Raw genomic sequence first — 12,505 nt, 5'->3', positions numbered from 1 at the left:
TCTGGTGAGCGATCATTCATACTGCTGTTTTGCTAGCAATCTAGGATAGGGCGCTTGAAAATCGTTCTTGAAAATATCCACAAGGCTTACGATCAACGCGCGGTCGTCAACCGCGTCAACTTGTCTGTTAATCAAGGGGAAGTTGTGGGCTTATTGGGCCCCAACGGAGCCGGTAAAACGACAACGTTCTACATAGCCACAGGCATTGAACGTCCTGATCAGGGTAAGGTCTTCCTCGATGATCGAGATATCACCAGTTTGCCTTTACATGAACGAGCCCAGTTAGGCATTGGCTACCTGGCCCAAGAGCCCAGCATTTTTCGCAACCTGAGTGTCAGCGACAATATTCTGCTAGTGTTTCAAGAAACCAAGGTGCGTCGTCAAGACCAGCCCACCCGCTTGCATGACCTGCTCAAAGAATTTCGGCTAGAACGAGTTGCCAATACGCCGGGCATCCATGTATCGGGGGGCGAACGGCGACGTACAGAACTAGCCCGATCCCTCGCAGCGAATCCCACGTTTCTGCTGCTAGATGAACCCTTCACTGGGGTTGACCCGATCGCTGTCGCTGAAATTCAAGACATCCTAGCCGGCTTCCGCGATCGCCACATGGGCATTTTAATCACGGATCATAACGTGCGGGAAACCCTGGCGATCACCGATCGCGCCTACATCATGCGCGATGGCGAAATTTTAGCAGCGGGCAGCGCCGAAGAACTCTACGCCAATCCCCTGGTGCGCCAATACTATCTGGGCGACAACTTTCAGCCCTAGACTCCTCAGTCTTAGCTTTCAGCCCCAGACAACGCAATTCTAAAGAAATCTGGAACTCTCTCAAGGGGATATCCTGCCCATGAGAGGGCCTGTTAAGTCATCGAACCTTAGAAAATTGATCCAGAAGTCATCGCGATGGCCGATCCGAATGCCTCTAAAATAATTGGGATTTAAGTAACCCTGACTCCGTTGGTGACGCTATGCCTCGTCGTGATGATCTCCGCAAAATTTTGATTGTTGGCTCTGGCCCCATTGTGATCGGTCAGGCCTGTGAGTTTGACTACTCGGGTACCCAGGCCTGCAAGGCACTTCGAGAAGAAGGGTATGAGGTGGTGCTGGTCAACTCCAACCCCGCGACGATCATGACGGATCCAGAGACAGCCGATCGCACCTACATCGAGCCGCTGACTCCGGAAATTCTAGAAAAGGTGATCGAAAAGGAACGCCCCGACGCCCTTATGCCCACCATGGGCGGACAGACGGCGCTCAACCTAGCCGTTACGCTGTCCAAAAATGGCGTCCTAGAAAAGTATGGGGTAGAGCTAATCGGCGCAAAATTGCCCGCCATTGAAAAGGCGGAAGATCGCAAGCTTTTCAAAGAGGCGATGGAAAAAATTGGGGTGGGTGTTTGCCCCTCCGGCTTAGCGCAAACCATGGATGAGGCCAGGGCGATCGCTGCCCAGATCGGCACCTATCCCCTAATTATTCGCCCAGCCTTTACCCTCGGCGGCACCGGCGGCGGCATTGCCTACAACCAAGAGGAATTTGAAGCCATCTCCCAATCGGGTCTCGACGCTAGTCCCATGTCTCAGATTTTGGTCGAGCAGTCGCTGCTGGGCTGGAAGGAGTATGAGCTAGAGGTGATGCGCGACTTGGCAGACAACGTCGTGATCATCTGCTCCATTGAAAATATTGATCCCATGGGGGTGCATACCGGCGACTCCATTACCGTTGCGCCGGCCCAAACCTTGACCGATAAGGAATATCAGCGTCTGCGGGATGCCTCGATCAAAATTATTCGCGAAATTGGCGTGGAAACTGGCGGCTCCAACATTCAGTTCGCCATCAACCCCAACAATGGCGACATGATTGTGATTGAGATGAACCCTCGGGTATCTCGTAGTTCAGCCCTGGCCTCAAAGGCCACCGGCTTCCCCATTGCCAAATTTGCCGCCAAACTCGCCGTCGGCTACACCCTCGACGAAATTCCCAACGATATTACCAAAAAAACTCCCGCCAGCTTTGAACCCACCATCGACTATGTCGTCACCAAGATTCCTCGCTTCGCCTTCGAGAAATTCCCCAGTTCCACCACCACCCTCACCACTCAGATGAAATCGGTGGGTGAAGCCATGGCCATTGGTCGTACCTTCCAAGAATCGTTCCAGAAAGCGTTGCGATCGCTTGAGACAGGACGATTTGGCTGGGGATGCGATCGCGCCGAGAAGCTTCCCAGTCTCCAGCAGGTGCGCACTAACCTCCGCACCCCCAATCCCGAGCGCATTTTTACCGTACGCCACGCCCTGAAGCTGGGCATGACCGTCGAAGAAGTCTACGAACTCACCGGCATTGATCCCTGGTTCCTAGACAAATTTGCCGAATTGCTGGAGGTGGAGAAATTCATCAAACTCACCCCCCTCAAGTCGCTAACCGCCGCCCAGATGCTGATGATCAAAGCCCATGGATTTAGCGATCGCCAAATTGCCCATGCCACCCAAACCACCGAACTTGAGGTGCGCGCCTACCGGCAAGCGCTGCAGGTGTTGCCAGTCTATAAAACTGTCGATACCTGTGCCGCTGAGTTTGAGGCCCTCACCCCCTACTACTACTCCACCTACGAGTCTGCCGTATCCTGCTTTGCCGCCAGCCAGGATGACAGCACGGTCTTCCCTGTAGTGGAGTCGGAAGTGCTGCCCTCCACACGCCGTAAGGTGATGATCCTCGGCAGCGGACCCAACCGCATTGGTCAGGGTATTGAGTTTGACTATTGCTGTTGCCATGCCTCCTATGCTCTGCAAGATGCAGACTTTGAGACCATCATGGTCAACTCCAACCCCGAAACCGTCTCCACCGACTATGACACCAGCGATCGCCTCTATTTTGAACCCTTGACCCGTGAAGATGTGCTGAACATCATCGAAGCGGAAAACCCCGAGGGCGTCATCATCCAGTTTGGCGGACAAACCCCCCTGAAGCTCGCGGTGCCCCTTCAGGACTACTTGAGCGCTGCCGACTGTCCCGTACAGACCAAAATCTGGGGTACCTCCCCCGACTCCATTGACACCGCCGAAGACCGAGAGCGGTTTGAGAAAATCCTCAACACCTTGGAAATCAAACAACCTCCCAACGGCATTGCCCGCAGCTACAGCGAAGCTCTCACCATTGCCAAAACCATCAACTATCCAGTGGTGGTGCGACCCAGCTACGTCCTAGGTGGTCGGGCCATGGAAATCGTCTACTCCGATGCGGAGCTAGAGCGCTACATGACCTATGCAGTGCAGGTGGAACCCGATCATCCCATCCTCATCGATCGCTTCTTGGAAAATGCCATTGAGGTCGATGTGGATGCGATCGCTGATCAAACAGGGCAAGTGGTGATCGGCGGCATCATGGAACATATTGAGCAAGCTGGCATCCACTCCGGCGACTCGGCCTGTTCGGTTCCCACCATTTCTCTCTCCGATGAGGTGTTGACCGTCATTCGCACTTGGTCTGAAAAGCTGGCCAAGGCCCTCGACGTGATTGGGCTGATGAATATTCAGTTTGCCGTGCAGGGAGACCAGGTTTATATTCTAGAAGCCAACCCCCGCGCTTCTCGCACCGTGCCCTTTGTCTCCAAGGCGATCGGCGTGCCGCTAGCCAAAGTCGCTGTGCGAGTCATGTCTGGAGAAACCCTAGAGGCAATTGGCTTCACCAAGGAAGTGATTCCTCCCCACATCGCCGTGAAGGAAGCCGTTTTCCCCTTCGAAAAATTTGCGGGCAGTGATACGATCCTCGGGCCAGAAATGCGATCAACCGGTGAGGTTATGGGCATTGATACCGATTTTGGCAAAGCGTTCGCCAAAGCCGAACTGGCCGCTGGGCAAAAACTACCCCTGACCGGAACGGTCTTTGTCTCGATGAACGATCGCGATAAAGAAGCCTCTGTGCCCGTGATCAAAGACTTGATCGATCTAGGGTTAACCATTGTGGCCACCGCTGGAACCCAACAAGTTCTAGCAGATCACTCCGTGCCAGCAGACTTGGTGTTGAAATTGCACGAAGGGCGACCTCACGTTGGGGACTATATCAAAAATCATCAGATTCAACTGGTGATCAACACCCCCATTGGAGCTACTGCCCAAATCGACGATCGCGCCATCCGTCGTACCGCTCTGGCCTACAAAGTGCCCATCGTGACCACCATCGCTGGGGCCAAGGCCACAGCTAGCGCCATTCGAGCTCTACAGTCTCAGCCGCTAGAAGTCAAAGCGATCCAAGACTACACGGCCGACGTGCAAAACCAGGGATAAAAGGGGAGCGATCGCCCCAGCCATGTCCCAAGCTGTTGAAGCCCATTGAGCTGGCGAGCACCCCGATCCCCAACATGGCGATCGGGGTGCGTCAAACCACCTACCCGCGCCAGCCTCACCTCTGCTGCATGTGGACAAGCAGCCTGACGGGTAAAACTTGTACCCACACTGTTCCTTTTTCCTCTAAGCGTGGGCAGTATAAATTTAGCCGCATCATCCAACCTAGTTGCCTGACCAAGCTTAAAAAACCTCACCCCAAATCCATCTCCCCACGCAGGAGGAGCTTTGAAAGTATCTGCACCTCTCTGGCTCCCTTTGGGGGCGATGAGGCTAGGAAAAGAGGAAAAAGAGAGGAAAAGATTTATCAGTCCATCAGTCACCCCAATTAGCTCGCCGGTATGGGTCTCAACTGAATGGTCGTGGGGGCGATCGCTGCATCGTCATCGAACTCACAGTAGCTTTAAACCTTGCTGCATGATACGTACAAACCCAATACCCATAAACTACGTGCGTAACGTCAATGGCTCCTAGGTATAATTCTTGTCATAGATTGCAGCTCTTTGCAGCACCAACGCAACCCTGATCGGATCCATAGACTCTAGCCTGGGTAGGAGACGGTTATCATAGATAAGAATCTCCGTAAAATAACTGATTTCCCGTGGTCATTAATTCATCATACTGATGGAGCTAAGGTTGATTGCATTGGTATCGGCCTTGCTCAACTCAATCTAGCTAGTATGTATTTATCGAGAGAAGCTCGTTCGTCGTGCGTCTTAGTTGTGTTGCAGCGACGCAAGCAGAACATAACTTCTTTTCAGGTGTGCCAATTCATATGCTGAATTATGGGATATTAGGCCCATACTCTACCCATGCATAGCCTCAATGTAGGGGATCAAAATCTTGATTGGAATGGGAACTTCTCCAGTGAATAGTTCTGATGCTGAGCACCCCAAAATTTTAGTCGTTGACGACCACCCATCCAGCCGCATGACAGCCGTGGCGCTTCTCTCGGTTGAAGGATATGAGGTTTTGGAGGCAGAAAGCGGGTTTGTAGCGTTAGAGCTCGTAACAAAAATTTCACCAGACTTAATTCTGCTGGATGTGATGATGCCAGGCATGGATGGGTTTGAGGTCTGTCGCCATCTGAAACAGGATGAACATACGCGCCTCATTCCTGTCGTTTTTGTCACGGCCTTGAACGATCGCCGAGCTCGACTACGGGGCATCGAATCGGGAGGCGATGATTTTCTAACCAAACCCTTCGATCAGTTAGAGCTATCCGCTCGGGTCAAGTCTCTGATCCGGCAAAAGCGCTTAAATGAAGACCTAGACCATGCAGGGCAGGTACTCTTCTCCATTGCCCGCACCATCGAACGTCGCGACCCTAATACCGGTGACCATTGCGATCGCTTAGTTAAGCGCGGACAAGCCTTTGGCGAATTCCTGCATCTGTCTCGGCAAGAAATTCGCGATCTCATGTGGGGTGCATACCTGCACGATATTGGCAAAGTTGGCATTCCCGACTCAGTTTTGCTGAAACAGGGAAAACTATCGGATGAAGAATGGGGCATAATGCGCCAGCATGTGATTATTGGGGAGCAAATTTGTCAACCCCTGCGTACGATGAAAGGCGTCTTGCCCATCATTCGCCACCACCACGAGCGCTGGGATGGTTCGGGGTATCCCGATGGCTTAGCCGGCAACGATATTCCCTTCTTGGCACAAGTATTTCAAATTCTTGACATCTATGATGCTCTAGTCAGCGAACGTCCCTACAAACTTGCTTACACACCACAGGAATCGTTAGACATCATGGCACAAGAAACTCACCAAGGCTGGCGTAATCCAGTCTTGATGCAGCAGTTTATAGAATTCCTTCAAGTCCCCAGCGACAACCTAGCACCTAGCCCATCCTCCCTAATCGAGTCCGCCTAACCCATCCCACTGCTTCAATCTCCCATCTTTCTATCCCTCAACCCATCCACTATCCGGTCTAACTCTTGCCAGCGTTGCCATAAAAACTCGGCCGATGATCCAGCAAGCGCGATATACTCCGTTTGAATGAACTGAGGGGATGAGTATGGTAGCGGTAGCAATTTTGGCAGCAGGGCGTGGAACCCGCATGAAGTCTCAGTTGCCTAAGGTTTTACACTCGTTTGGAGGGCGATCGCTCATTCAACGGGTGTTGGATAGCTTATCCACCATTCAACCCTCACGAACGCTCATTATTGTGGGCTATGGCCAAGAGACGCTTCGTCAGTCCTTGGCTGACTATCCCAACCTGGAGTTTGTTGAGCAAACTCAGCAACTGGGTACAGGCCATGCCGTACAGCAGCTTTTGCCCCACCTTGAAGGCTTTGAGGGAACTCTGCTAGTTCTCAACGGGGATGTGCCGCTGTTACGTCCAACAACCTTGCAGCATTTATTAACAACCCAACAAGAGTCCGGTAGTGCAGCCGCTATTTTGACCGCCCAGATGCCCAACCCTCAAGGCTATGGCCGCGTGTTTTGCGACGGGAACAATGTCGTCACTCAAATTGTGGAAGATCGAGACTGCACAACCGCCCAACGCCAAAATCGGCGGATTAATGCCGGGGTCTACTGCTTTCGCTGGCCCGATTTGGCAGAGGCCTTGCCCCAACTCCAGGCCAATAACGACCAGCAGGAATACTATCTCACCGATACAATGGCAATGCTGAAGCCTGTGGTGGCCATTGATGTGGATGATCCCCAAGAGATTATGGGCATCAACGATCGCCAACAGCTAGCCATGGGCTATCGTATTTTGCAGAATCGCCTGAAAGAACACTGGATGAAAGCCGGGGTCACGCTGATTGATCCCGACAGCATCACCATCGATGAAGATGTCCAGCTAGAAGCCGATGTGGTGATTGAGCCCCAAACCCATCTGCGGGGTAATACGACGGTGAAATCAGGTAGCCATATTGGTCCAGGCACCCTGCTGGACAATAGCCAGATTGGTGAACGGGTGACGGTTCTCTACTCCGTGATCTCAGACAGCGTGGTCAAAGACGGCAGCCGCATTGGCCCCTACGCCCACCTGCGCGGTCATGCAGAGATTGGTGAACAGTGCCGTATTGGCAACTTCGTGGAAATTAAAAAAGCCACCTTGGGCGATCGCACCAATGCCGCTCATCTGTCCTACCTTGGTGATGCCACCCTAGGACAAGGCGTGAATATTGGCGCGGGCACGGTGACAGCCAACTACGATGGGGTGAAAAAACATGCCACGGTCATTGGCGATCGCAGTAAAACCGGGTCAAACAGCGTCCTTGTTGCTCCCGTCACCTTAGGGAAAAATGTCACGGTAGCAGCAGGATCAACCGTCACCGATGACGTACCTGATGATAGTTTAGTGATTGCCCGATCGCGCCAAGTTGTCAAACCTGGCTGGCAACTCTCACCATCTGAACCAGAAACCAAACCAGAAACCAATACCTAGGATGACCGATGCTTAGTATTGATATCAACTGCACACTGCAGCAGGTTTGGCCCAAGGGTGGTAGACAAGCGGCGTGAACCCATTCAATACCTGTGCCAATATCCCTGTCATCACCAGCGATGCTCCATTACCGCCAGGCAAAGTGGCCAAGACCAAAATCCAGATTAGACTGGATCGTAGACTTCAACGGGTTGAGATGATTGTATGCCTAGCTTTGTCCCAGATGAAAACGCACCCATTGTCGTAGAGTTTGACGCTGCTGGCTCGTCATCGCCGCAGTCACCGGAGATGTCTACCAACGCCATCAACCACGCCATGAACACCATGCGATCGATGGCGCAACAGGTAGCTGAGACGATGAATAGCTTAGACGATCGCCCCTCCCAAGTTGAAGTGTCCTTTGGCATTCAGCTCAACGCCAACGGTCAAGCCGCCATTGTGAATATTGGTCGCAGCGCTGCCCTTTCTGTCAAACTCACCTGGCAACCCAAGGTTGAAACGCCAGCACCATCTGCCATTGAACTTTCTCGCCAGCGCGATCGCCTCTGGGACGATTTAGCTCTAGACGACGATATGCCGCCGCCTGGACGGCGACGAGGTTGGCCCTTACCCGAGTCAGAGATCCCTGCCGGCGAAGCGCCTCGCTGGGGAGAGCCGGGCTATGTAGAAGAAGACTATGAAGAGCTCGACTGGCAACCCCCCGCTAGCCAAGAATGGGAAGGTGCTGATGAGGAGGATGAGTGGGGCGAAGAAGAGTATGGCTATGATACCTACGAAGACTACGAAGATCCGCCGCCAAACCGTCGGGGTGGTTTCTAGGTCAAGCTGAGTCAGGAATGCCTGCAACCGCTCAGCCCAAGCGATCGCATCTCCATCGTAGGGTGTTTTAGGCGAAGCCGTAACGCACGTTTCATGAGGCTTCAAATCGTTATTGCTACGCCGATTATGCCCCTATCTCATCATCGAACTCAGGTTAGGGGAGCGATCGCCCCTCCCAACGTTTCCTACCATTGAAGACACTTGGCATGAACGCTAACGTAACCGATGAAACCCTTATACAGGGTTTATAGCTATCTCCCTAGTGTCGCTGCCCCGTTACGATGTAGGCCACACGCTTACCAATATTGGTGGCATGGTCAGCCATGCGCTCAAGGTGACGAATTACAAGCACCAAGAGCACAATGGGCTCAATGGATCCCTGGACATCGGTTTGGTGAGCCAAGCGATCATAGAGTTGCTCATAGTCTAAATCCACCGCGTCATCCTTGAGCTTCATCTCTAAGCCAGACTCAGCATCCAAGTCAGACAGCGACGCCAAACTCATAGCCAGCATGGCACGACAGCGATCCGACATCTCCTTAACCTGCCCCATGCAGGGATGCACTGGGTAGGGGAATAGCTTGATGGCAATTTCTCCCAAATCATTGGCATAGTCACCAATGCGTTCTAGATCACGAACGAGTTGCATCAACGCACTTAAAAGGCGTAAATCTTGGCTAACGGGAGCCTGCAAGGCCATCAAATTGACACAGTCAACTTCAATTTGGCGGTAGAAGTGATCAATCTGTTTATCTTGTTGATCGATCTGCCGAGCAGCGTCTAAATCTTGTTCAAATAAAGCTCGTCGTGCCAACCAGCAAGAACTTTCCACGAGTGCTCCCATCCGCAAAACATCGCGTTGAATCCGACGGATTTTTCGCTCAAATTCAATGCGCGTGGCCTTGTTTGAGATGTAAGAGACCATAGGCTAACCTGCTTACTGTATTGCCAGATATCAAATGGATAGTAATAAAAACGATCGATGAAAAACAAAAGGTACGTTGTCATGAAGTGACTCAGCAGCCTGGTAGTCTCCCACAAAAGTCATGCTGTCAAGCTGAAACTGTTGAGGGTTAACCATGCTAAGCTTGCAAGGCGGATGAACCAGACGCATGAGCTATCCAGTCACCCTAACGCATGAGCTAGCTGAACGATAACTCAGTAAGATGCGATCTGTTCTCAACAAGATCTTAGAAGAAGTCCTATATTTACCTAGATGCATCTTTAACAGAAGAGTTTTGGACTCATGCTTTTCGTTCAGTTTAAGACACAAAAGTTAAGAAATAATGACGGTTTGGATAGATCTATGTAAAGGGTTGGGCGAGGCTCTCCTTATACCTCAGAGGCAAATTGTAGATGTTCCATAACTAGGGGGCGCTCTAGGAGTACCCTAACTGCTAAGGGGCATTGAAGAGCAGGGAGCTTATAGCCTAACATTTCCCACTCGGGCCGCTGATTTTTTTTCACGGCAAGTTAATTGACATTTACGATCCTACTAGATCCATCTTCAGCAATTCTGTTTAGCGTTGACAGTTTGCCAAGCGACTCGCAATCGTTTCAATCGTAAAAATGCCAAATTTATCGCCTAGAAACGGCAGGTGCCCCACGGGAGCCCGGCGACTAAAGATCAGTTCGTCATAACGTCGCCAGTGATTAGGGTTGAGCAAATGGTTGACTCGCCAACCAACGCGATCGCCAAAGGCACTCCAGGTATCTGACTTGCTCCAATACAGGTTGTAAAAATCTTGCCAGATAGAACTCTGGACGCTGAAGCCAAAACGACCGCTGCTGTAGCGTGTCCACAGGCGATCGATAATCAGCAAATCTTCACAGGGAATGCCTAGCAGTTGAGCAGGTTGCAACTCTTTGCCATGTTCTAAACCACAGGCTTTGATCATCAAATAGACCGTTTCCTGGTCAGCCAAGCGCCACTCTCCATTGATTAACAGCGCTCGCAACCGCATGTAGTTCACGCCGGCGGCGGAAAAAAGTTCTAGTGACTTGCGCACACGGTGTTCTGGACGGTCTTTGAGCAGGTCATAGGCAGCTCGCTGCACCACGTCAGATGGATCGCGCAAGGCATGGATGACCAGATTGAGCCCCTCATGACCACAGTGAATCAGCTCCGGAAGTGCCGCGATGCGAGTCGCTTCATCAACACTGGCTAGATGGCGCTTAGAGCGAGAAAAAACATGAAGACGCAGGGCTTGCTGCACAGTGGGATCTGAGTGATCCTGCAGGAGTTGATGGGCAGCATTTTGCACCAACTCACTGCGATCGCTCAACGCTCCCATCACCAACTCCAGACCGGATGGGTAGCGCATCGCATCGGACAGAGCGGCCAAACGCTGCTGTGGATCAGGGCTGATCAGTCGCTGCTTGACGCCCGTCAAACCGCCCAGCACAGCCCCACTAGAGGGCCCCGATTGTCCCCCCAAGACTGCATCGAAAGCGCCAGGTTGGCTGGGATTCGGTGAATAGTGGGTCATATCCCCAGGTTAGAGAGCAACGAGATCAACAACGTGCAACACCATCATGCCATCAGCCGACTGTCCCCTAGGGAATCCCCCAGAGACGAACCGTATGATCTTCACTGCCGCTGATAATCCAAGGGCGATCGCTCTGAACTGCCACAGCCGTTACAAGACTAGTATGCCCTTTCAATACCATGACTTCCCGCCCCACCCGCAAATCCCAGATGCGGATCATGTTCTTGCTAGCGCTCATTAAATAGCGGCGATCGCTGAGGGTGACGGAGGCAATCTGCTTCGGCTTCAGGTTTGCACTAGTTGACTGGAACGCTTGAGACTGAGCAGAATGGGGCTGAGGTGGTGGACTGTCTACGGTCTGCCAGGCGATCGCTTCATCGAGCCAGCCCTGGCCTGCTAGTTGATCCATCGCATCCGGTTGCTGACTCGATGCCTTGCTTGACCCACCCGATGCGGAACCCGAACCCGGCGAGGGATGCTGAGACGCTCCATCAACCCGTTGCCCATGATGCAGATGCCAGTAGAGAGGCGATCGCCCCCTGCCTAAACCACAAAGCAGGTGCTCCTCAGGCAGGATGGTGAGGGTATGGATAAAGTCCTCCGTGTCGATCACCCACCGTGGTTCCTCGGCCTGGAGATCCCAAAGGGTCACCGTACCATCCCGGCAACTGCTAGCCATCCAGGGATGGTGGGGATGAATGGCCACGGCTGTAATGCCGTCGGCATGGGTGAAAACGGCTAGCTGCTCCAGCCAAGGCCAGGGACAACAGGACTGAAGGGCAGACTGGGCGACGACTTCAGGGCGATCGCGGAGCAGTTGATAGGCAGCTTTTTGCAGGCTAGGGCGATCGTGCTTTAGCCACTGAACCAGTTCTGCTAGCCCTGATTCGCCATAGGTTAGGAGGGCAGGAAGGGCTAATGGCTGCTGGTCTACGGGGAGGGCTTTAATTCGCCAGATCAATCCTTCCAGGCCACCCAGAACCACCCCTGAAGCGGGAGCGATCGCCCCACCCAGCACGGCATCAAACTGTCCTGGGATACTAACGCTAGAAGATGGAGAGGGAGAGAGGGGCGAATCTGACACGGCAATGCCTCAACCAGGCCGGCGAAGGACGTCTTTTATACGCTACTGTGAACCGAGCATTGCGTCCACTCGACCAAGAACCGCTAAAATCTAGGGGAATTTATACCGTAGTCACCCCCAGGGATGTTTCTTGGCTTTGTCCCGCAATCTGCCTAGAGACTGCCCTTCCATCTTCAGACATTGCCATGCAAAATACTCGATTCAACCGCTTATTTGAAGATGTGACCGATCAGGCCACCCGCTGGCTCAAAAACCCTTGGCGACGACTCTCGTTTTTAGTCATTGGGCTGCTGTTTGGCATCTTTTTAGCCCTAGTCATCTCCACAACATCCGGGCAAACGGCTGAGATTGATGTCCTGATCGC

9 protein-coding genes are annotated in these 12,505 nt (G+C 52.6%); 5 read left to right on the top strand and 4 right to left on the bottom strand.

Annotation, left to right across the window (positions count from 1 at the left end; all coding sequences use genetic code 11):
• Positions 1–54 precede the first annotated feature (54 nt).
• Positions 55–774, top strand: coding sequence for an LPS export ABC transporter ATP-binding protein (gene lptB, locus V6D20_08330; GenBank protein HEY9815788.1), 720 nt, complete (start codon positions 55–57; stop codon positions 772–774).
• A gap of 200 nt (positions 775–974) precedes the next feature.
• A complete protein-coding gene (gene carB / locus V6D20_08325) occupies positions 975–4,286 on the top strand; it encodes a carbamoyl-phosphate synthase large subunit (protein ID HEY9815787.1) in 3,312 nt (1,103 codons plus the stop codon).
• Here the strand turns inward: carB and V6D20_08320 are convergent.
• Entirely contained in the window at positions 4,256–4,453 is a 198-nt protein-coding gene (locus V6D20_08320) for a hypothetical protein (protein HEY9815786.1), read from the bottom strand. The two genes, carB and V6D20_08320, sit on opposite strands and share 31 nt — an antisense overlap.
• A gap of 742 nt (positions 4,454–5,195) precedes the next feature.
• On the opposite strand from V6D20_08320, the gene V6D20_08315 reads away from it, so the two are divergent.
• The 3 genes from V6D20_08315 to V6D20_08305 all read left to right on the top strand — a co-directional run bounded on the left by V6D20_08315 (position 5,196) and on the right by V6D20_08305 (position 8,568).
• The gene (locus V6D20_08315; GenBank protein HEY9815785.1) at positions 5,196–6,221 is read left to right on the top strand and encodes a two-component system response regulator; all 1,026 of its coding nucleotides are present in this window, start codon (positions 5,196–5,198) and stop codon (positions 6,219–6,221) included.
• 145 nt (positions 6,222–6,366) lie between these two features.
• Positions 6,367–7,749, top strand: a complete 1,383-nt coding sequence (glmU, locus tag V6D20_08310; protein ID HEY9815784.1) for a bifunctional UDP-N-acetylglucosamine diphosphorylase/glucosamine-1-phosphate N-acetyltransferase GlmU — start codon at positions 6,367–6,369, stop codon at positions 7,747–7,749.
• Between the two features lie 204 nt (positions 7,750–7,953).
• Entirely contained in the window at positions 7,954–8,568 is a 615-nt protein-coding gene (locus V6D20_08305; GenBank protein ID HEY9815783.1) for a CU044_2847 family protein, read from the top strand.
• A 259-nt stretch (positions 8,569–8,827) separates the two neighbouring features.
• Here the strand turns inward: V6D20_08305 and phoU are convergent, their stop codons facing one another.
• From phoU to V6D20_08290, 3 genes are all read right to left on the bottom strand, one after another.
• On the bottom strand, positions 8,828–9,493 hold the full coding sequence (phoU, locus tag V6D20_08300) for a phosphate signaling complex protein PhoU (GenBank protein ID HEY9815782.1): 666 nt from the start codon (positions 9,491–9,493) through the stop codon (positions 8,828–8,830).
• A 595-nt stretch (positions 9,494–10,088) separates the two neighbouring features.
• Entirely contained in the window at positions 10,089–11,057 is a 969-nt protein-coding gene (locus V6D20_08295; protein ID HEY9815781.1) for a GUN4 domain-containing protein, read from the bottom strand.
• A 67-nt stretch (positions 11,058–11,124) separates the two neighbouring features.
• Positions 11,125–12,141 carry a hypothetical protein gene (locus tag V6D20_08290; protein HEY9815780.1) on the bottom strand — a complete coding sequence of 339 codons (1,017 nt, stop codon included), beginning with the start codon at positions 12,139–12,141 and terminating at the stop codon, positions 11,125–11,127.
• Positions 12,142–12,505 lie beyond the last annotated feature (364 nt).

It is taken from the genome of Candidatus Obscuribacterales bacterium, assembly GCA_036703605.1.
Classification (GTDB): Bacteria; Cyanobacteriota; Cyanobacteriia; order RECH01; family RECH01; genus RECH01.
Note: the sequence above shows the minus strand (reverse complement) of the source record. Positions and strands in the feature narration are given on the sequence as shown.